The 19,789-nt window shown below is 73.7% G+C and carries 19 protein-coding genes and 2 pseudogenes; 9 read left to right on the top strand and 12 right to left on the bottom strand.

Going from position 1 to position 19,789, the window contains the following annotated elements; genetic code table 11:
* Positions 1 to 173: 173 nt before the first annotated feature.
* Positions 174 to 941: a class I SAM-dependent methyltransferase gene (locus ABD981_RS05690; RefSeq protein ID WP_046910487.1), complete on the bottom strand. Its 768-nt coding sequence runs from the start codon at positions 939 to 941 to the stop codon at positions 174 to 176.
* Positions 941 to 4,018, bottom strand: a complete 3,078-nt coding sequence (locus ABD981_RS05685; RefSeq protein WP_345528157.1) for an aminotransferase class I/II-fold pyridoxal phosphate-dependent enzyme — start codon at positions 4,016 to 4,018, stop codon at positions 941 to 943. Before ABD981_RS05685 ends, ABD981_RS05690 begins: the two co-directional genes overlap by 1 nt.
* Here ABD981_RS05685 and ABD981_RS05680 point away from each other — a divergent pair.
* Positions 4,013 to 4,339 carry a hypothetical protein gene (locus ABD981_RS05680; protein ID WP_345528155.1) on the top strand — a complete coding sequence of 109 codons (327 nt, stop codon included), beginning with the start codon at positions 4,013 to 4,015 and terminating at the stop codon, positions 4,337 to 4,339. The two genes, ABD981_RS05685 and ABD981_RS05680, sit on opposite strands and share 6 nt — an antisense overlap.
* Positions 4,340 to 4,427: 88 nt before the next feature.
* Positions 4,428 to 5,414 carry a hypothetical protein gene (locus ABD981_RS05675; RefSeq protein WP_345528153.1) on the top strand — a complete coding sequence of 329 codons (987 nt, stop codon included), beginning with the start codon at positions 4,428 to 4,430 and terminating at the stop codon, positions 5,412 to 5,414.
* A gap of 201 nt (positions 5,415 to 5,615) precedes the next feature.
* Here the strand turns inward: ABD981_RS05675 and ABD981_RS05670 are convergent, their stop codons facing one another.
* Together ABD981_RS05670 and ABD981_RS05665 are read right to left on the bottom strand one after the other, a co-directional pair.
* Positions 5,616 to 5,936 carry a putative quinol monooxygenase gene (locus ABD981_RS05670; protein WP_046910489.1) on the bottom strand — a complete coding sequence of 107 codons (321 nt, stop codon included), beginning with the start codon at positions 5,934 to 5,936 and terminating at the stop codon, positions 5,616 to 5,618.
* Between the two features lie 146 nt (positions 5,937 to 6,082).
* Positions 6,083 to 6,856 carry an IclR family transcriptional regulator gene (locus tag ABD981_RS05665; protein WP_240495393.1) on the bottom strand — a complete coding sequence of 258 codons (774 nt, stop codon included), beginning with the start codon at positions 6,854 to 6,856 and terminating at the stop codon, positions 6,083 to 6,085.
* Between the two features lie 144 nt (positions 6,857 to 7,000).
* Between ABD981_RS05665 and ABD981_RS05660 the strand changes: the two genes are divergently transcribed.
* Positions 7,001 to 8,758: a VanW family protein gene (locus ABD981_RS05660; RefSeq protein ID WP_123954955.1), complete on the top strand. Its 1,758-nt coding sequence runs from the start codon at positions 7,001 to 7,003 to the stop codon at positions 8,756 to 8,758.
* An 86-nt stretch (positions 8,759 to 8,844) separates the two neighbouring features.
* Here ABD981_RS05660 and ABD981_RS05655 read toward each other — a convergent pair whose 3' ends face one another.
* Positions 8,845 to 10,167: an MFS transporter gene (locus ABD981_RS05655; protein ID WP_345528207.1), complete on the bottom strand. Its 1,323-nt coding sequence runs from the start codon at positions 10,165 to 10,167 to the stop codon at positions 8,845 to 8,847.
* A 463-nt stretch (positions 10,168 to 10,630) separates the two neighbouring features.
* On the opposite strand from ABD981_RS05655, the gene ABD981_RS05650 reads away from it, so the two are divergent.
* The 3 genes from ABD981_RS05650 (at position 10,631) to ABD981_RS05640 (ending at position 11,692) form a co-directional block, all read left to right on the top strand.
* The gene (locus ABD981_RS05650) at positions 10,631 to 10,804 is read left to right on the top strand and encodes a CsbD family protein (RefSeq protein ID WP_123954956.1); all 174 of its coding nucleotides are present in this window, start codon (positions 10,631 to 10,633) and stop codon (positions 10,802 to 10,804) included.
* 240 nt (positions 10,805 to 11,044) lie between these two features.
* Entirely contained in the window at positions 11,045 to 11,341 is a 297-nt protein-coding gene (locus ABD981_RS05645) for a DUF2188 domain-containing protein (RefSeq protein WP_046910491.1), read from the top strand.
* 153 nt (positions 11,342 to 11,494) lie between these two features.
* On the top strand, positions 11,495 to 11,692 hold the full coding sequence (locus ABD981_RS05640) for a hypothetical protein (RefSeq protein WP_131723920.1): 198 nt from the start codon (positions 11,495 to 11,497) through the stop codon (positions 11,690 to 11,692).
* 233 nt (positions 11,693 to 11,925) lie between these two features.
* Here the strand turns inward: ABD981_RS05640 and ABD981_RS05635 are convergent, their stop codons facing one another.
* From ABD981_RS05635 to ABD981_RS05625, 3 genes and pseudogenes are all read right to left on the bottom strand, one after another.
* Positions 11,926 to 12,882 carry a TIGR03557 family F420-dependent LLM class oxidoreductase gene (locus ABD981_RS05635; protein WP_046910493.1) on the bottom strand — a complete coding sequence of 319 codons (957 nt, stop codon included), beginning with the start codon at positions 12,880 to 12,882 and terminating at the stop codon, positions 11,926 to 11,928.
* Positions 12,883 to 13,292: 410 nt separating this feature from the next.
* Positions 13,293 to 13,980: pseudogene (locus ABD981_RS05630) on the bottom strand (HAD family hydrolase).
* Positions 13,981 to 14,200: 220 nt separating this feature from the next.
* Positions 14,201 to 14,533 carry a hypothetical protein gene (locus tag ABD981_RS05625; RefSeq protein ID WP_123954958.1) on the bottom strand — a complete coding sequence of 111 codons (333 nt, stop codon included), beginning with the start codon at positions 14,531 to 14,533 and terminating at the stop codon, positions 14,201 to 14,203.
* Positions 14,534 to 14,665: 132 nt separating this feature from the next.
* Between ABD981_RS05625 and ABD981_RS05620 the strand changes: the two are divergent.
* A pseudogene (locus ABD981_RS05620) lies at positions 14,666 to 15,155 on the top strand (flavin reductase family protein).
* Between the two features lie 139 nt (positions 15,156 to 15,294).
* Here ABD981_RS05620 and ABD981_RS05615 read toward each other — a convergent pair.
* A complete protein-coding gene (locus ABD981_RS05615; protein ID WP_240495394.1) occupies positions 15,295 to 15,729 on the bottom strand; it encodes a hypothetical protein in 435 nt (144 codons plus the stop codon).
* Between the two features lie 248 nt (positions 15,730 to 15,977).
* Between ABD981_RS05615 and ABD981_RS05610 the strand changes: the two genes are divergently transcribed.
* Positions 15,978 to 16,181, top strand: a complete 204-nt coding sequence (locus tag ABD981_RS05610) for a hypothetical protein (protein WP_131723921.1) — start codon at positions 15,978 to 15,980, stop codon at positions 16,179 to 16,181.
* 81 nt (positions 16,182 to 16,262) lie between these two features.
* Here ABD981_RS05610 and ABD981_RS05605 read toward each other — a convergent pair whose 3' ends face one another.
* On the bottom strand, positions 16,263 to 17,315 hold the full coding sequence (locus ABD981_RS05605) for an ArsO family NAD(P)H-dependent flavin-containing monooxygenase (protein ID WP_046910498.1): 1,053 nt from the start codon (positions 17,313 to 17,315) through the stop codon (positions 16,263 to 16,265).
* Positions 17,316 to 17,480: 165 nt separating this feature from the next.
* Positions 17,481 to 17,900: an arsenate reductase ArsC gene (locus ABD981_RS05600; protein ID WP_046910499.1), complete on the bottom strand. Its 420-nt coding sequence runs from the start codon at positions 17,898 to 17,900 to the stop codon at positions 17,481 to 17,483.
* Positions 17,901 to 18,256: 356 nt separating this feature from the next.
* Here ABD981_RS05600 and arsB point away from each other — a divergent pair, with 356 nt between their 5' ends.
* Positions 18,257 to 19,357: an ACR3 family arsenite efflux transporter gene (gene arsB, locus ABD981_RS05590; RefSeq protein WP_345528142.1), complete on the top strand. Its 1,101-nt coding sequence runs from the start codon at positions 18,257 to 18,259 to the stop codon at positions 19,355 to 19,357.
* A gap of 59 nt (positions 19,358 to 19,416) precedes the next feature.
* On the opposite strand, the gene ABD981_RS05585 is transcribed toward arsB, so the two are convergent.
* Positions 19,417 to 19,773: an ArsR/SmtB family transcription factor gene (locus tag ABD981_RS05585; protein WP_046910500.1), complete on the bottom strand. Its 357-nt coding sequence runs from the start codon at positions 19,771 to 19,773 to the stop codon at positions 19,417 to 19,419.
* Positions 19,774 to 19,789: the final 16 nt, after the last annotated feature.

Here is a 19,789-nt window from a genome sequence, read left to right as displayed (position 1 = left end):
CGTTGCGTTCGCGCCGCCGCGTCCCGTCCAGGGTGAAGGCCGTGTCGACCAGGGCGACATGGCTCAACGCCTGTGGGGTGTTGCCGAGTTGGCGGCCGGCCGCGGGATCCCACTCGACGGGAGCTGACGGCCCGGTGGGCAGGACGGCCCGGTGGGCAGGACGGCCCGGTGGGTCAGGGCGCGGGCCGCTCGGCGGTCAGGAGGAGGACGCCGGTGTCCCCGTACTCGGGCAGGGTGCGGTCCTTGGCCAGCCGGGAGATCCGCAGCCCGGTGGTGCGCGGGGCGAACACGGCGCGCAGGGCGGTCTCGTCGACGGGGCAGGCGGGCCAGACCGGGCCGCCGCCGATGCGGTAGCTGGGCATGCGCTCCATGAAGGAGGCCACGAGCCGCCCGCCGGGGCGGACCGCGTGGACGAAGGCCTCGCACAGGGAGGTGAACTCGCCGAAGTCCTCGGTGACGCTCTCGGCGACGAAGTTCATCGAGGCCGTGTCGTAGGCGCCGTCGGGGAGGTCCCCGGCGCCCCCGGCGACGACCCGGACCCGGGCGAGGGCCTCGGGCAGGGTGGCGGGGAGCGTGGGGTCGAGGGCCCGGCACAGGGCGTAGAAGGGCTGCCAGCTGTCCTCGGGGCCGTGCTCCAGCTGCCGCCTGAGGTAGTCGCGGCCGGCGGAGCCGGGTTCGAGGGCGTCGATGCGGCGGGCGGTGCCCGCGGCGAGCATCAGCGGGTAGAGGTTGGGCCCGGCGCCGAGTTCGAGGGAGCGGGCGACGGAGCCGGGGGCCGACGTCCGGTAGAACGCGGAGTGGTGGTGGATGACGCCGATGTCGCAGGGGTGCATCCGGCGGTAGTTCTCGGCGAGGTAGGCGTCGACGGGCCAGGCGTTCCAGTCCGCGTCGCGGTTGCGGCGGACGGTGGGGCCGCGGGCCGGACGGCGGGCCGTCGGCATCAGGACTCCGGGCGCTGTCCGGCCCGGACCGCTCCGGGGCGGACGGCCGCGTGGTGCTGGAGCGGGAAGCGCTGCGCGAGGGCGGTGAGCGCGTCGTCGAGCTGGTCGATCTCCTCGTCGGTGTTGGCGGCGGTGATCTGGATGCGGAAGCCGACCCGGTCCCGGGGCACCAGCGGATAGCCGGCGAGGGTGACGTAGATGCCGCGTTCCCAGAGGAAGGCGGCGACGGCGGCGAGGTCGTCCGGGTCGGCGAGCGGGATCTCGACGATGGGCAGGCCGTCGGTGTTGGGGGTGGCGATGCCCAGGCCGCGTACGTGGCCGAGGACCCTCGCGGTCCTGCGGTGCAGGTCGGCGCGGAGCGCGTCGCCTCGCTCGTCGTTGACCTGGAGCCCGGCCAGGGCGGTGGCGAGCGAGGCGGTCGGCGAGGGGCCGGAGTAGAGGTAGGGGGCGGCGGCCACCTTGAGGTGCTCCTTGAGGCGGCGGGGCACGGCGAGGAAGGCCAGCAGGGAGGAGTACGCCTTGGAGAAGCCGCCCACCAGGACGATGCCGTCGTAACTCTCGCCGAGGTGGCGCACGATGCCGTTGCCGCGGGCCCCGTAGGGGCTGCTCTCCCCGGGGGTGCGTTCGCCGATGACGCCGAAGCCGTGGGCGTCGTCGACGTACAGCAGGGCGCCGTGGTCGCGGCAGATCCGGGCGATGCCGGGCAGGTCGGGGTAGTTGCCGGTCATGCTGTCGACGCCGTCCATGCAGACCAGCCGGGGGCCGCCGCCGGGCGCCGCGCGCAGCATCGCGTCGAGCTCCCACGGCCGGTCGGCCCGGAAACGGTGCACCTCGGCGCCCTGGCCGCGGGCCACCACGCAGGCGTCGTAGAGCGTGCGGTGCGCCTGGGCCTCGACGAAGATCCGGCCGCCGCCGGCGAGCAGCGGCACGACCGACTGGTGGATGAGGGTGATCGTGGGCAGCAGCAGGGTGTCGGGGGCGCCGAGCAGGGCGGTGAGCCGGTCCTCGATCAGGGGGTAGAGGCGGGGGCTGCCGATGAGCCGGGACCAGCTGGGGTGGGTGCCCCAGCTGCGCACCTGGGGGTCGATGGCGGCCATGATCTCGGGGTCGAGGTCGAAGCCGAGGTAGTTGCAGGAGGCGAAGTCGACGAGCCAGTGGTCGCCGACGCGGAGCCGGCGGCCGTCGACCTCGTCGATGACGGCGTCGCACATGGGGCTGGTGCGCTTGAGCCGTTCCAGGTCGTGCCAGCGGGCGTCGGGGCGGTGACGCGGTCCGGTCCCGTGGTGGGCGCGGGCGGGCGGGCGCTCCGGGGCGGACGCGCGGGCGGCTCCGGGCGGGAGGGGCGGGCGGGGCGGGAGGGACGTACCGGCGGGGACGGAATCGCGGGCGGGGGTGCGGGCGGGGGTGGACGTGAGTCCCCGGGCGCCGGCAGCGGCCGGTTCGGGGGCGCGGTGCAGGAAGGCCTCGGCCTGGTGGGCGGTCATCGGGCGGGCGAAGAGGAAGCCCTGTCCGTAGCGGCAGCCCATGTCGGCGAGGAGGGCCCGCTGGTCCTCGTTCTCGATGCCCTCGGCGACGACCTGGAGCCCGAGGACGTCGGCGATGCGCACGATGCCCTCGACGAGGGCGACCTGCTGCCGGTCGGTGGTGAGGTCGTCGATGAACGACTTGTCGACCTTGAGGACGTCGATGGGGAACTCGCGCAGATAGCTGAGCGAGGAGAAGCCGGTGCCGAAGTCGTCGATGGCGATGGAGACCCCGAGGTCCTTCAGGGCCCGCATGGTGGTGCCGATCTGCTCGTCCCCGCGCATCAGGACGCTCTCGGTCAGCTCCAGGACGAGGGAGTCCGCGGCGAGCCCGGAGGACCGCAGGGTGCGCCGGACCACGTCGAGCAGCCCGGGGTCGCGGAACTGGCGGGCGGAGACGTTGACGTTGACCCGCAGCGGCGGCGTGCGGGGGCGGGAGCGCTGCCAGCGGGAGGTGTCCCTGGCCGCGTGGTCGAGGACCCAGGCGCCGAGCGGCATGATGTGCCCGCTCTCCTCGGCGAGGGTGATGAACTGGTCCGGCGGGACCATGCCGCGGCGGGCGTGCGGCCAGCGGATCAGCGCTTCGAAGCCGGCCAGGGCGCCGTCCTCGACGTGGACGATGGGCTGGTAGCGCAGGGCGAAGGCGTGGTCGGCGAGGGCGGTGTCCATGCCGGCCTGGAGCTCGTGGCGGGCGACGAGACGGGAGTGCAGCTCGGGCCGGAAACGGCGCCAGCGCTTCTTGCCGGCCGCCTTCGCCGCGTACAGGGCGAGGTCGGCGTGGCCGAGGAGTTCCTCGGCGTGGGCGCTGTCGAGGACGGTGGCGACGCCGACGCTGGTGGAGACGGAGACGGCGCCGTCGGTGAGGTGGAAGGGCTGGCTGAGGGTGTGCACGATCTCCGCGGCGAGGGCCTCGGCGTCGCCGGGTTCGCGGGCGCCCTCGATGAGGACGGCGAACTCGTCGCCGCCGAGCCGGGCGGCGGTGTCGGTGAGCCGGAGCACGGAGCTGAGGCGGCGGGCGACGGCGACGAGGAGTTCGTCGCCGACGGAGTGGCCCATGGTGTCGTTGACGACCTTGAAGTCGTCCAGGTCCACGAAGAGCATGCAGGTCAGGGTCGATTCGCGGCGGCCGCGCAGCAGGGCGCGCTCGATGCGCTCCAGGAGCAGCACCCGGTTGGGCAGGCCGGTGAGCGAGTCGTGGAAGGCGCGGTGGGTGAGCTCGCGTTCCAGTTTGCGCTGCTCGGTGACGTCCCGGAGGGTCAGGACCAGGCCGTGGACGGTGGCCTCGTTGCGCAGGTTGCTGCAGCGGACCTCGACCTCGAGGTCGGCGGCGCCGCCGTGCAGCAGCTTCCAGTCGTCGCGGGCGTCGACGTCGCCGCGCGCGCGGACGTCGGCGAGGATGCGCAGGGCGCTCTGGGCGTCGCCGGGGGCGAGGAGTTCGGTGAGCGGGGTGCCGGGCAGCAGGGAGTGCCCGAACATCGACTCGGCGGAGGGGCTGGCGTACCGGACGGTGTCGTCGTCGTCGACGATGAGGATGACGTCCGAGGTGTTGTGCACGAGGGTGCGGAAGTAGGCCTCGCTGGTGCGGCGGTTGACCTCCTCGCTGAGCCCGAAGCGTTCCAGGGCGAGGGCCGCCTGGGAGGCGAGGGACTGGGCGGGGCCGGCGATCTCGGAGAGCTTCTTGTCCGTGCCGGCGAAGAGGAGCGCGCCGAGCAGCGGTTCGCCCGCGGCCGGGGCCTGGAGGGCGAGCGGGCAGACCAGGACGTGGTCCTCGGGGTCGGCCGCGGCGGCGAGGGCCGGGTCGAGCCGGGCGGCGGGCAGCAGGCGCCGGCCGTCGGCGAGGAGCTCGGGCCAGGGGGTGCCGTGGGGGGCCGGTGATCCCGGCGACCTGGATGTTCCACGGGTGGCTCGCGGTGGGCACGGCGGCGAGCCGGCCGCGCCGGTCCCGGGCGAGCAGCATCGTGCGGTGCGGGGTGCCGGCGCCGAAGAGGGTGGCGGACGCGGTCTCGACGGCAGCGGCGACCTCGCGGGGGCCCAGGGCGGCGACCAGGGAGGCGGCGGCGACCCGCAGGCTGCGTTCGCGGGCCTCGGCCCTGCGGTGGTCGGACATCATGCCCCAGAGCCGGCCGAGGACCAGCAGGAACATGATCGCGGAGAAGATCGCGATGACGCCGACGTCCCGTTCGGGGTCCCGGCGCAGCGACTGGAAGAGCAGCAGGACCGGGGCGATGAGGGAGGCGGCGGCGAGCAGGAGCAGGCGCCGTTCGGCGATCCCGGGCGCCGGTGCGGGCGCGGGCTCGGTGAGGCCGGTCATGGAGGGGTGCAGGGCGGCGAGGCCCCAGGCGGTGAAGAAGACCACCCAGCCGATGTCCCAGGGGGTGCCGACCTGCCAGGTGCCCTCCATCTGCTGCATCCCGTAGACGACGTCGGAGAAGAGGATGCCGCAGGTGCCGAGGGTGAGCAGCTGTACGGCGCGGGAGCGCAGTCCGCCGGGGACCAGGAGGCGGGCGAGCATCGCCAGCATCAGGACGTCGCCGAGGGGGTAGGCGACGGAGATCGCCCGCTCGACCCAGGTCATGTCCGGGGAGGTGGCGAGCGGGGTGATCAGGTTGACCCAGGAGAGCAGGGCGAGCCCGGAGGTGAGGATGAGCGCGTCGAGCGCCACCGCGAGGTCCCGCCCGGCGGCCCGGTGCCGGATGAAGCCGTACAGGCCGACCGCGAAGAGCGGGTAGGTGGCGAGGTAGAAGGCGTCGGCGACGGACGGGAAGGGCCTGTTCTGGTGGAAGAAGGCCTCCAGCACGTTGTACGCGGTGTCGCCGGCGACGAAGGTGAAGTTGGCGGCGGCGAGCACGAGCCAGGGCCAGCGGTGGGCCGGCCGGTGCAGCCGGACGCCGGTGAGGATGGCGGCGACGCCGCTGAGTCCGATGAGCGCCCAGAGCACGGTGTGCCGTGAGGGGACTTCCAGGTAGGCGACGGTGAGGCCGGCCACGAACAGCACGTACACGAGGGTCCACCGGCTCAGTGGCCCGGTCAGCTGTCGCAGCGGCATCGTCGACCGCCCCCTTGGTGGCCCGGGGGCCCGGAGAGTACGTCCAGTCTCCCGGGTGCGGCGGGGCCCTGCATCTCGCGCCGGCGCCCGGGAGACCGGGGTGCGTCAGCGGGCGAGCTCGGCCATGGCGCCCCAGCCCTGCTGCGGCACCTCGACGTTGATGATCTCGGGGGTGGCGGCGATGGCCCCGGCCATCGTCTCCAGACCGGCCTTGAAGTGGGCGGACGCCACGTGGGCGGCGCCGGCCTCGGCGTCGGCGAAGGCCTCCAGGAGGACGTACTGGTGCGGGTCGTCGACGCTGCGGGACCAGTCGAAGAACAGGTTCCCGGGCTCCTCGCGGGTGGCTCGGGTGAAGTCGGCGACGAGGTCGAGCCAGGTGTCGGCGTGCTCGGGGCGGGCGGTGAACCGTACGGCGATGAAGATCATGCCTCCACGGTGCGCCGTCCCGGGGCCGACGGCCAGCGGGGGCGGGCGGGATTCCGGCAGGGTCGGAAAGCGGGGGGATCCGGCAGGGTCGGATGCGCGGGGAAATTCCGGCAGGGTCGGATGCGCGGGGGCGCTGCCCCGTCGGATCACCCGGTGGGGAGCGCCGCCGCGAAGAGCGGGACCGCGCGGGCGAGCGCCGCGCGGACCGCGCCGTGCCGCTGCCGGAACCCGTCGGTCGGCAGGGAGACGGAGACGGCGTGCACGACACCGTCGCCGCGCGCGGGGAGCACGGTGGCCAGGCAGGTGTACGCGGGGTCCGCCTCCCCCACGGAGACGGCGAAGCCGCGCTCGCGCACCCGGGCCAGTTCCGCCTCGAAGCGCGCGGGGCTGGTGATGGTGCGCTCGGTGAAGCGGGCCATGCCGTGGTCGGCCAGATAGCGCCTGCGCCGGGCCGCGGGCAGCTCGGCGAGCAGGGCCTTGCCGTGGGCGGTGGCGTGGGCGCGGGGCTCGGCGCCGGGGACGAAGGGGTGGGCGGTGTCGGTGACGGGGGCGGTGGTGTCGACGACGGTGATCCGGCCGTCCCGGTAGGCGGTGAAGTAGGCCTCGGCCCCGGAGGTGCGGCGCAGCAGCCCGAGCAGCTCGCCGATGCCGGCCTCGCCGCCGCCGAGCCCGTGATGCCGCTGGTAGGCGCGGTGGAGCGCGGGGACCCGGGGCCCGGGGGCGTACCCCTCGGGGGTGCGGACGAGATGGCCGCGGGCGATGAGCGGGCCGGTCAGGTGGTAGACGGTCGACAGGGCGCAGCCGAGCGTGCGCGCGAGCGCCTTCGCGGGGACGGGCCGGTCGGCGTCGGCGACGGCGTCGAGCAGCGCGAGGGCGCGGTCGACGGACTGGGGTCCGGGTGGGGAGGGAGGCACGGGCACGGGGTCCACCCTAGGGGCGCCTGGCCTCGGAGGCTGCCGAGGGCGGGGGGAGCTCGTGGGTGAGATCAGGCTCATAGTCCGATACGCCCGATTACGCGTACGGTGTACAGATACCTCTGACTCCTTACCGCACCGGGAGGGTGTGTGCGCCGCTCCACGACCGACCACGCCACCGCGGGCCCCTCGGGGCGCCGCGGCCATATACGCAAGGCGGCGCTCGCGACCGGCGCGGTCGCGGCCGTCGCCGGAGGACTGTACGTGGCCGGCCTGGTCACCGCCGGGGACGACATATCCGCCGGCACCCGGGTCGACGGGGTGGACATCGGCGGGCTGAGCCGCGCCGAGGCCGCGGCCCGGCTGACGTCGGCCGCCCCCGCCGCCTGGAAGGACCCGCTGAAGGTCCGTATCGGCGACACGGACGCGACCGTGGACCCCGCCGCGGCGGGACTCACCGTGGACGTGGCCGCCACCGCCGACAAGGCGGCCGACCCGTCGCGCGATCCGTTCACCGTGATCGGCCGCCTCTTCTCCTCGGGCGAGCGGGACGTCGAGCCGGTCGTCGCCTTCGACGGCACGAAGGCGCGGGCGGCCGTCGCCGCGACGGCGAAGGAGCACGACCGTACGGTCCGCGAGGGCGCCGTGGCGTTCAAGGACGGCAAGGCGGTCGCCACCCAGCCGCGGGACGGGCGGGCGCTCGACACCGCGGCGGCGGTGGACGCGCTGCGCGGCGCGTACCCGGCGGTGGGCGGCTCGGCCCCCGTGGTGCTGCCGGTCTCCGTGACGCAGCCGAAGGTGACGGCGGCCGAGGTCTCCCGCTTCATGAAGGAGGTCGCGACCCCGGCCATGTCGGGCCCGGTGACGCTCACCGCGGGCGACAAGCGGCTCGCGATCTCCGCCGCGACCCTGGGCGACCACCTGAAGGTGACCTCGTCCGGCGGGCGCCTGAGCTCCGCCCTCGACCCGGCCTCGCTGATGCGCGACCCGGACGTGGCCCGCCCGCTGGACGCCTTCACCGGCGCCCCGGTGGAGGCCCGGCTCGGTGTACGCGACGGCAAGGTGGTCGTCGAGCAGGACGGCCGCCCGGGCCGCGAGGTGTCGGCGACGGCCCTCGGCCGGGCGGTGGAGCCGCTGCTCACCAAGGAGGGCCCGGCGGCCCGTACGGCTCCGGTCACGACCAAGGTGACCCAGCCCGAGCTGACGGCGGACTCGCTGGCGGCGCTGGGCATCAAGGAGCAGATGTCGACGTTCACGGTGAACTTCCCGACCGCGCCGTACCGGACGACCAACATCGGCCGGGCGGTCGAGCTGATCGACGGCTCGGTGGTGAAGCCGGGCGAGGTGTGGAGCTTCAACCGCACGGTGGGCGAGCGCACGAAGGCCAACGGCTTCGTCGACGGCACGATGATCATGGACGGCCAGTACCAGAAGGCGCCGGGCGGCGGCGTCTCGGCGGTGGCCACCACGATGTACAACGCCCTGTTCTTCGCCGGTGTCCAGCCGGTCGAGCACGGCGCGCACTCCTTCTACATCGAGCGCTACCCGGCCGGCCGCGAGGCGACGGTCGCGTGGGGCACGCTGGACCTGAAGTTCCGCAACGACTCGGGCAAGCCGATCTACATCAAGGCGAGTTCGACGGACAAGTCGGTGACGATCAGCTTCCTCGGCACGAAGAAGTACGACTCGGTGGAGGCGGTCGCGGGACCGCGCACCAACGTCAAGCCGCCGGCCGAGCGCAAGGACCCGAGCCCGAAGTGCGAGGTCCAGGAGCCGCTGGAGGGCTTCGACATCACGGTGGACCGGGTCTTCAAGAACGGCGGGACCGAGGTGAAGCGTCAGACCTTCTCGACCCACTACACGCCACGGGACAAGGTGACGTGCGTGGGCGAGAAGCCCGGGCGCTGACCCGCCCCGCACGACGGCGGAAGGGCCCCTCTCCTCGGGAGAGGGGCCCTTCCGCCGTTCCCGTGCCCTGTAGGTCCCGAACGGACTCAGGCGTCGGCGCGGACGGCCGGGGCGGCGGGCGCGTCCTCGGCGACCTCGGCGAGGTCGCGGTGCCGGGTCTCGCGGGCGCAGCCGACGGCGACGACGGTGAGCAGGGCGGCCGCGATCACGTAGAGGGCGATCGGGGTGGAGCTGTCGTAGTCGGCGAGCAGCGCGGTGGCGATGAGCGGGGCGGGGGCACCGGCGGCGACGGAGGAGAACTGGGCGCCGATGGAGGCCCCGGAGTACCGCATGCGGGTCGCGAACATCTCGGAGAAGAAGGCGGCCTGGGGCGCGTACATGGCCCCGTGCAGGACGAGCCCGACGGTCACGGCGAGCAGCAGGCTGCCGAAGGACCCCTGGTCGATGAGGGCGAAGAAGGGGAACATCCACAGCCCCACGCCCACGGCGCCGACGAGGTAGACCGGCCGCCGCCCGATCCGGTCGGAGAGCGCGCCCCAGAGCGGGATGACGGCGAAGTGGACGGCGGAGCCGATGAGGACGGCGTTGAGGGCGGTCTGCTTGGAGAGGCCAACCTGGGTGGTGGCGTAGACGAGGATGAAGGCGGTGATGACGTAGTAGCTGATGTTCTCGGCCATCCGGGCGCCCATGGCGACGAGCACGTCACGCCAGTGGTACCGGAGCACGGCGACGAGCGGCATCTTCTCGGCCTGTCCGGCGGCGTCCGCCTTGCGCTGCTCGGCGGCGGCGAGCGCGGCCTTGAAGACGGGCGACTCGTCGACGGAGAGCCGGATCCAGAGCCCGACGATCACCAGCACGCCGGAGAGCAGGAACGGGATCCGCCAGCCCCAGGACAGGAACGCGGAGTCCGACAGCAGCGCGGTCAGCGCGGAGAGCACGCCGGTGGCGAGCAGCTGCCCGGCCGGCGCCCCGGTCTGCGGCCACGAGGCCCAGAATCCGCGCCGTCGCGCGTCCCCGTGCTCGGACACGAGCAGCACGGCCCCGCCCCACTCGCCGCCGAGCGCGAAGCCCTGCACGAGCCGCAGCGCGGTGAGCAGCAGCGGCGCCGCGGACCCGACGGTCGCGTGCGTCGGCAACAGCCCGATCGCGAACGTCGCCCCGCCCATCAGCAGCAGACTCAGCACCAGCAGCTTCTTCCGCCCGAGCCGGTCACCGTAGTGCCCGAACACGAGCGCCCCCAGCGGCCGGGCCGCGAACCCGACGGCGTAGGTGAGGAAGGAGAGCAGGGTCCCGACCAGCGGATCGGACTCCGGGAAGAACAGCTTGTTGAACACCAGCGCCGCGGCCGACCCGTAGAGGAAGAAGTCGTACCACTCGATGGTCGTCCCGATGAGGGACGCGGCGACGATGCGCTTGAGGGAACCGGGGGGCGTGGGGGGCGTGTGTTGCGGCGGCCATGTGCACCACTTCCGAGCGGGGTGACGGGGACGTTGTCGTGTCGCCACACCGTAGGAACGCGCAGGTCAGGGGCGTATGTGGTGGGACACCATAGTTCCGCTTCCCGGAGTGCGCGGGGGGCACCATGCCCGCTCCGCCGGGCGCCGTCGAACGCCGCCGGACGGCGCTCGACGAGGCCCGGAGAGGACTGGGGTTTGCATGGTGCGCCCCGGTTTGAGGGAAGGGTTCCGAATCCCCCACCGAGGGCGGCCCGGGCGCCGGCGCGCCGATGACCGCCCACCAGGCCCGGGTTGGGCGACGGGCCGCGCTCGTGCGGATACGCAGCGCTCCGCCGCCGGCCTCACGTTTAGCGGACGGAATGCCGGTCAGAGGCCACATGTACCGTTTCATCCGATTCCAGGGAAGTGGTGAGCCATGTCGGGCACGGAGAAGGGCCGGGCCAAGGCCGAGCAGGCCAAAGGCAAGGTCAAGGAGGCGACGGGTCGTGCGGTGGGCAACGAGAGCATGACCGCCGAGGGACGCGCCGAGAAGGCCAAGGGGAACGCCCGTCAGGCCAAGGAGAAGATCAAGGACGTCTTCAAGAGCTGACCTGCTCGGTCGGGCGATGCCGAGGAGGAGGGGGTCGGACGGGGCCGAGGAGGGCCGAGCGGCGTCGGCCGGATGGTCCCCGTTCGGGAGGACCGACGAGTGGGGCGGAGGCTTCGCCGTTCCGCTGGACCTGGCGTCGGAGCGCGTGTCCAGCGCGGGCTCCGACGCCCACGGTCGCCTCCCGGGGGCGACGGCTGGGTGTGGCGCCGGGAGCCCGCCCACAAGGCGAGGAAGAGGACCATGGCAGCGAAACGGACCGTCTACCACGTCGCACCCTCCGGCGAGCGGGCCACGGCGGCCGGTGTGAAGTGGCAGGTCGAAGGCAGAGAAGGGCGTCGGCTGCTGCACGAGCCGCACCGGACGCAGCAGGACGCGATCGAGTCCGCTCGCGCGCACGCCAGGGAACACCTCCCCGCGCAGGTCGTCGTGCACGCCCGCGACGGGCACGTGCGAACCGCCTACGCCTACGGCGACGCCCCTGCGGCGTCCGACGCCGAACGTGGCCGCAAGGCGGGCGAGCGCGGCGGCATCTACTAGGAGAAGTCCCGCCGTGCCGGCGCCCCGACCGGTGCCGTGGCCGCTCGTCGTGGCGCCACGCATCCGTACGGCGAGCGGCACGGACGAGACCCCCAGGACCCCGCGACCCCGCGGGACCAGGGTGGAAAGAACCGAAGCGAAGAGGTGATGACGGTGAGCGGTCCCCAGGACACCGGCGACCCGAGGGTCGACGAGCAAGCACGCGAGCGGTCCGCCGAGCAGCGGAACATCACCGCGCCGACCCCGGCGGACGTGCGGGCCAAGGACGAGAACGACGACGCCGAGGACGCCAAGGACGGCAAGAGCGGCAAGGACGGCGCGGAGCCGTCGGCGCCGGGGACGGACACCTAGTCCGACCCCGCCCCCGCGCGGGGGATGCGAGCGATGTCCGGGGGCGGAGCCGGGCCCCGCCGAACGCACGAGCGCACGAGCGCGCCGACCATGGGTCCAGGTCCGCCGGCCCCGCCGATCATCTCGGTCCGCGGGGCGGCTCCGCGGCGTCCGGGCCCTCCTCAGGCGGTTCCCCGCTCCCGCGGCGGCCGCGCCCCCGCGGGAGCGGGAGCCACGGCCGCCGGCGGGGGGGTTCAGCCCCGCAGGGCGGGCAGGACGTGCTCCTGGTAGGCGTCGAAGAACGCCTCCTGGTCGGGGCCGATCTGCCCGACGTACACCTCGTCGAACCCGGCCCGCGCGTAGGCGCGTACGGTCTCCACGTGCCGGTCGACGTCGTCGCCGCAGGTGACCGCGTCCGCGACCGCCTCTCGCGTGACGAGTTCACTCGCCTGTTCGAAATGGGCCGGTGTGGGGAGGATCTGGGCCAGCTCTCCCGGAAGCAGCTCGCTCGGCCACAGCCGGTGCACCAGCCGGACGGCCTTCTCCCGGTCGGCGCTCCAGCACACCTTCACCCCGCCCACCACCCGCTTTCCCGCGCCGCCGTTCTCCCGGAAGACGCCCACGAGTTCGGGGTCGGGTGCCATGGTGACGAAGCCGTCTCCGATCCGGCCCGCCAGTTCGGCGGCCTTGGGGCCGAACGCGGACACGTAGACCGGCGGAGGGCTCTCGGGGACCGTGTAGAGGCGGGCGTTGTCGACGGTGTAGTACAGGCCCCGATGGCTGACGAGTTCGCCGGTGAACAGCTCGCGCATCACCTCGGCCGCCTCCTCCAGCATCTCGGCCCGCTGGTCGAAGGACGGCCACGCGTCACCGTGGACGTGCTCGTTCAACGCCTCTCCGGTGCCCACGCCCAGGGCGAAGCGGTCATCCAGGAGGACGCTCGACGTGGCGGCGGCCTGGGCGGTGACCGCCGGGTGCAGGCGCACCGTCGGGCAGGTCACCAGCGTGGTGACGGGAAGGTCGACCGTCCGGGACAGCGCGCCGATCATCGACCACACGAACGGGCTGTTGCCCTGGGCGTCGTTCCACGGATGGAAATGGTCGGAGATGGCCAGCCGGGTGAACCCGGCCTGGCGGGCCCGGCGGGCCTGGTCGATCAGTTCCCGGGGGGTGAACTCCTCACACGCCAGAAAGTAGCCGTATTCGGTCATCTCGGTTCCGCTCCTCTCCTCGTCCCCCGTTCCCGGTGCCCTTCGGGCTGCCGGATCGTCAGGTTCTCGGCGCGTACGTGGTCGCAGCAGCACGCCAGGTGGTGCGGGTTCCCGCGCAGCTGCTCACGTACCCCGCCGGGAACCTTCGTCACGCGACTCCTTCTCCGCGCGGTCCCGGCCCCCCGGGCCTCGGTCGCGTGCCGGGGACGGGGAGGCTTCCGCGCGCTGTTCCTCGCGCCCGATTCCGGGCGCCTGGCGTTTCGCGGACCTGCCGCCCGAGTCGTCCACCGAGTTCCGCCGCCGCTCCTGCTCCACCTCGTCGGCCTCTGCGGAACCGGAGCGCCCGCGCGGGCCCCTCTCGACCGAACCGGGACGGGGGACGCGGGGACGGCGAGGTGTCCGCCGTGGTTTCATCGGTCCCGCCCCCGCGCCGGATCGGGTACGGCGAAGGGCCCCTCGCCCAGGTGGGCGAGGAGGTCGGCCGGGTCCTCGTACACCACGGCGGCGCCCGCCTCCATCAGGTCGGCGCGCGGGATGCCCCCGCACAGCAGGCCGACGCACGACACCCCGGCCCGGCGCGCGGCCTCCATGTCCCAGACGCTGTCGCCGACGAACACGGCCCGGTCGGGGGGTACATCGACGAGGGAGAGGGCGTGCAGGAGGGGATCGGGGGGCGGGTTTGCCCTGGTCGACGTCGTCGGCGGTGGCCGTCTCCCGGATGGCGTCGTCGGCGTCCAGGGCCCGGCGCAGCGCGCTGAGCTCGCGGTCCTTGGCCGAGGTGACCAGGACGACCGTCCAGCCGGCACCCGCCAGCGCGCGCAGGAGCTCCGCGGCCCGGTCAAAGGGTTCCAGTCGCTCGAAGAACGTTCCGTAGAGGCTGTCGTGCGCCGCTCCGAGACGGGCGGCGTCGGCACGGTCACCGGAAGGGCCGAGGACGTGATCGATCAGCTGCTCCCCCGGCAGTCCGATGGCGCGGTGCACGGCCCTGGTCGGCACCCGGTGGCCGTCCTGCCGGAACGCCTCCCACCAGGCGACGACGTGCAGGGGGTTGCTGTCGACGAGGGTTCCGTCGACGTCGAAGAGCGCGGCGCGGTCCATGCGGTGGCCTTCCTACGGCCCGCCCGGGAAGCGAGCGGGCGGTTTCCCGTCAGTCGGGCGGGGCCCACGGGGAGCGGGGCCCACGGTGAGCGGGCCCGTCGCTCCTGTGATGTCCAACAGGCGGAGCATCCGGCGGCTGGGCTCCTCCGTGTCGGGCCCCTGCCCCGGGCGGAGCGACCCATGCGTCCGCGAGCCCGGTCAGTCGCGTGCGCGGGCCCGGTCAGTCACCGGTGTGGCGGGCCCACCGTCGGCACCAGCGCACGACCAGGGCCGTCAGCCCGATCAGGGTGAGCGCCCACAGGCCGGCGAACAGCCAGGTCAGGACCGGGCTTCCGGTCTCGATCGCCGGCACCATCAGCGCGACGGAGGCCGCGAAGAGGACGATGACGCCCAGTGGCAGCCGGCCGTGCGTGCGAGGCAGCGGACGCACGCGCGGGAGGAGACCCCGTCTCATCGAGCTCAGCCGCCGGTCGAGGGCCCTGTCACGGCTGAGTACCGCCTCCATGCCGGCGAGCGCGCGACGCTCGTGGGCGGACAGCCTGACCTCGTCCACGAGGACACCTCCTGACGGCTGACTGCGCCGCGGCACGCGGGGGGCCGCGGGCCGTCGGAGGGCGACTGCCCGGCCTCTACCGGGGCAGTCGCCCCGGTAGAGGGAAGAAGTCGCGAAAGGAGCGTGGGCGCCATGGCGGAGTTCTCGGCCTTCACGGAGCAGCTCGACAGTCCGATGTACGTGGTCACCGCCGCTTCCCCGGGCGGGCGGGGCGGCTGCCTGGTGGGGTTCGCCTCCCAGTGCTCCATCGACCCGCCCCGGTTCGTCGTGTGGCTGTCGACCGCCAACCACACGTACCGCGTCGCCCGCGCGGCGGAGCACCTGACCGTGCATCTGCTGCACCGGGGGGGACCGGGCGACGGCCGAGCTGTTCGGAGGGGAGACGGGCGACCGGACGGACAAGTTCGCCGAGCTGTCCTGGCGGCCCGGAGAAGGCGGCAGCCCCGTCCTGGACAGCCTCTCCACGTGGTTCACGGGGCGGATCCACGCGCGGATCGAGGGCGGTGACCACGTGGGCTTCCTGCTGGCCCCGGTGGCGGCGGGGTCGTCCGGGTCCGGCGCCTCCGCCCCGCTGCTCCGCTACCGGGAGCTGCGGGACCTCGACGCGGGGCACCCGGCCTGAGCGGACGGAGCGGCGTCGGCCCTCGGTCCCGGTGGACGCCGGTGCCGTGGGGCATCGCCGGAGCACCCCGATGGCGGTGGAGCAGCCGAGCCCGCCGAGGACGACGGCCAGGGTGGTGACGAAGAGGAGACGCCCCGGCTCAGGTTCCCTTGAGCGTGCAGTCGTAGGGGCGGCCGGGGCGCGCCGTGCAGCCCGCCGCCACGACCTTCCAGCCGGAGTCGAACAGTGACAGGAACAGGGTGTCGCCCGCCATCCGGACCAGCGCCTGCCGCCCGTACGCCTCGGTCGTGCGTACGCCGTGGGTCCTGGGCAGTCCTTGTGCGGCCAACGCGCCGGGGCAGGGCCGGCGCTCGTCCTGCAGCAGCTGTTCCCGGGTTCCCGGAGCGAGCAGTCCGCAGGCGCGGACGTGGTCCCCGGACGCGACGGCCGCCTCGAAGGCCGCTCCCGCCGAGGCGGCGGATTCCTCCCGTGCGGCGGGGGCCCCGCAGGCCGCCGCGCCGAGCGCCATCGCCGGCACCAGCAGCAGGCCGTACCGGAAGTGCCGCCTCCAGCTGGAGGGGTTGCGTTCGGGCACCGGAGAACTCCTGGCGGGCGCGGGCTGTAGGGACCCCCGTACGTTCACACGACGCCACCCGGCGTGCTCCGGCCCACGCCGTCGCGCGGCGGGGCCGTCACCCGCCTGGGCGCGGTGACGCGCGGGCTCCCCCTGACTCGTCGGGCACGTCCGTGCGCTCGCCGAAAGCCGTGACGCTTCGCGCGCATCACGGGTCGGCGGCTGGGCAGACGCGGTTCAGTGGCTCCGACGACCCGGAGGAGGCCGTCATGGACGAGCAAGGCGGCGCCGGAGGCGTTCCCCAGAAGCCGCAGGGAGGCGTCCGGGACGGCGAGGACCGCACAGCGGCGGCCGATACCGACGAGGCCAGCCGTCTCGACCGCCCCGAACCGCGCCGGGATCCCGTGACGGGACGGCGGCGCTGGAGAAGCCCGAAGACCGCCCGGAGCGAGCGGGCCGGGGAGGACGGGTGACACGAGCCGCCGACCGCCCCGGGGACGAGACCGTGCGGGGCGCGGTGGGCGCGCCGTCCGGTGGAGCCGCCGGGCGGCCCGTCACAGCAGCTCGGCGATGGCCCGGACCGCTTCCCTCGCCGTACGCCCCACGCCCACCAGAGTGGCGGAGGCCGGGCCGGTCCAGTCACCGTAGCCGAGGAGATGGACGCGGGGGTCGGCGAGTGACCGGGTGCCCTGGGTGGGGATGCGGCCCTCGGCGGTGCGGAGGCCCAAGGGGGTGAGGTGGGTGAGGGCGGGGCGGAAGCCCGTGCACCAGATGACGGCGTCGGCGTCCGCGGTCATGCCGTCCGGCCACGCTACGCCGGTCGGGGTGAGCCGCTCGAACATCGGCGTGGCCTTGAGGAGGCCGGAGTCCCGGGCTTCCCGTACGGGCGGGACGGCCACGATGTCGCCGAGTGCCGCGATGCCTCCGGTGTCGGGGCGGCCCGCGTCGAGCGCGCGGCGCCGGGCGGTGGCCGCGTCGAACAGGGCGCGGCCGTCGATGTCGTCCGGGAGGTAGCGGGGGTCGCGGAGGGTGGCCCAGGTCAGGTCGGTGTCGTACGCGAGGTCGGCGGCGATCTGGGCACCGGAGTTGCCGCCGCCGACGACGATGACCCGTTGGCCCGCGAAGTCCTGGGGGCCTCGGTACTCGACGGTGTGGAGCCGGCGTCCCCGGAAGGTGTCGCGGCCCGGGACGGCGGGCACGAAGGGGCGCGACCAGGTGCCGGTCGCGCTGATCACCGCGCGGGCGTGCCAGGTGCCGGAATCGGCTTCCACCCGGAGGAGTTCGCCCGCGTCGTGCACGCCGCGGACCCGGACCGGGCGGACGACGGGGAGTTCGTAGCGCTGCTCGTAGTCGGTGAGGTACTCCACCACGTGCCGCGCCTCGGGGAACGGCTCTCCCTGCTGGGGCGGCATGATCCGGCCGGGGAGGGAGGAGTAGGCCGCCGGCGAGAACAGGTGGAGGGAGTCCCAGGCGTGCCGCCAGGCCCCGCCCGGGGCCGCCCCCGCGTCGAGGACGACGAAGTCCAGCTCGGCCCGGCGCAGGTGGTAACCCGCCGCGAGTCCGGCCTGGCCTCCACCGATCACCACCACGTCCAACGTGCCGTTCATGTCGGGGACTTCCCTTTCTCGCAGGCGGCGCTCAGGTGACGGCAGACTACGTCCGATGCGCTCGCGCAGGTACGGGTTGCGGCCAGGTCAGCGGTCGCCGGCCGGCCGACCCGGCCGGGCCCGGCCCTGGGGGGCACCGGCCGCGCGGGGGCGCCGGTCGCCGGGTCAGGCCTCCCGGCGTGCCTCGATGTCGGCGATGAGCGCCTCGATGTGGGACCGGATCCGGTCGCGGATCGGGCGGACGGACGCCACGCCCTTTCCGGCCGGGTCCTCCAGTTCCCAGTTCAGGTACTTCTTGCCCGGGAAGATCGGGCAGGCATCCCCGCAGCCCATGGTGATGACGTAGTCGGAGGCCTGGACGGCCTCGCTGGTCAGCACCTTGGGCTCCTGGCCCGTGAGGTCGATGCCGAGCTCGGCCATGGCCTCGACGGCCGACGGGTTGATCCGGTCGGCGGGCAGCGAACCGGCCGAGCGGACCTCCACGCGGTCGCCGGCGAGGTGGCGGAGGAAACCGGCGGCCATCTGGGAGCGGCCCGCGTTGTGGACGCAGACGAACAGGACGGAGGCGAGCGGGGAGGCGGGCATCGGGGTGTTCCTTTGGTGCGGTGGCGCGGTGGTGCGGAGATCACGTGCCGGGCCGGCGTGACCGCCGGTCGCCGCACGGCATGCCGATGGACACGGGCAGCGCCTCCTCCACCGCGAGCATGATTCAGCGCAGCCTGGTGTCAGCTGGCAATGATGTGAGAGTATCAGCACGCAATGATGTCAGTCGATGCTGAATCGTGTGAGCGCCGGGCGAGGTCGGGGCCGTCGGAGACCGGGCCGTGCGGTCGCTTCCCGTACCACCGGCTCCGCCCTGACCTCGTCGCCCGGTTCGCCGCCCGATTCGCCGAGCCGGCCGAGTCCGCCCGTACCGCTGCCGAGAACAAGAGGGCCTGTCCGTGACACCCACCGCTCCCGCGACCGCCGCCGAAGAACAGTCGGTGGTCGCGAAGCTGTCGACGCTCGACCGATTCCTCGCCGTGTGGATCCTGCTCGCCATGGCCCTCGGCCTCGGCCTCGGACGCCTGGTCCCCGGCCTGAACGACGCCTTGGCGAAGGTCGAGATCGGCGGGATCTCGCTGCCGATCGCCGTCGGCCTGCTCATCATGATGTACCCGGTCCTGGCGAAGGTCCGCTACGACCGCCTCGACGCCGTGACGGGCGACCGGAAGCTCATGGTGTCGTCCCTGGTCATCAACTGGGTGCTCGGTCCCGCGGTGATGTTCGCGCTGGCGTGGACCTTCCTGCCGGACCTGCCCGAGTACCGCACCGGCCTGATCATCGTGGGCCTGGCCCGCTGCATCGCCATGGTGATCATCTGGAACGACCTCGCCTGCGGCGACCGCGAGGCCGCCGCCGTCCTGGTCGCGCTGAACTCGGTCTTCCAGGTCGTCGCCTTCGGGCTGCTGGGCTGGTTCTACCTCGACTTCCTCCCGGGCCGGCTGGGCCTGGGCGAGGGCGAGACGCTCGACATCTCGATGTGGAAGATCGCGCTCAACGTCCTCGTGTTCCTGGGCGTGCCGCTGCTCGCGGGCTTCCTGACGCGCCGCGTCGGCGAGAGGAAGCTGGGCCGCGAGACGTACGAGCGGGCGTTCCTGCCGAAGATCGGCCCGTGGGCGCTGTACGGCCTGCTCTTCACGATCGTCATCCTCTTCGCCCTGCAGGGGAGGACGATCACCTCGCAGCCCCTGGACGTCGCGCGGATCGCGCTGCCGCTGCTGGTGTACTTCGCGGTGATGTGGTTCGGCACCTTCGCGCTCGGCAAGGCCGTCGGCCTGAACTACGACCGGACGGCCACCCTCGCCTTCACCGCCGCCGGCAACAACTTCGAGCTGGCCATCGCCGTCGCGATCGCCACGTTCGGCGTCACCTCCGGCCAGGCCCTCTCCGGCGTCGTCGGCCCCCTCATCGAGGTGCCGGTGCTGGTGGCCCTGGTGTACGTGTCGCTGGCCTGGCGCAAGAGGTTCACCACGCCGAGGCTCGCCGCCTCGCGGAGCTAGGCCGCGTCGTCCGCCTCGGCGGCGGCCGGCCCTTCTCGGGCCCGGCCGCCGCCGAGGCGTCACGTCGACGCGGCCCGGACCAGCAGCCAGCCCATCGCGGCGAGCACCGCGGGTTCGAGGCGGTAATAGACCCAGGTGCCACGCCGCTCGGACGACAGCAGACCCACCTCCTTGAGCTTCTTCAGGTGATGGGACACGGTCGGCGGGGACACCCCCACGTCCGAGACCGCGCACACGCACGACTCCCCGCTCTCGTCCGACGCGATCGCCGACAGCAGCCGCAGGCGGATCGGGTTGCCGAGGGCGTGAAACATCCTCGCCGTCCGCTCGGCCTCCACCGCCGACAGGGGCCGCTCGGCCAAGGGCGCACTCAAAGCCTCGATCCCGACGGGCGGCAGCCAAGGAGTGTTTGACATGCCGTCATGTTGACAT

Source organism: Streptomyces showdoensis, assembly GCF_039535475.1.
In the GTDB taxonomy this organism is placed as follows: Bacteria; Actinomycetota; Actinomycetes; order Streptomycetales; family Streptomycetaceae; genus Streptomyces; species Streptomyces showdoensis.
This window is presented reverse-complemented; position numbering and strand designations above follow the sequence as displayed.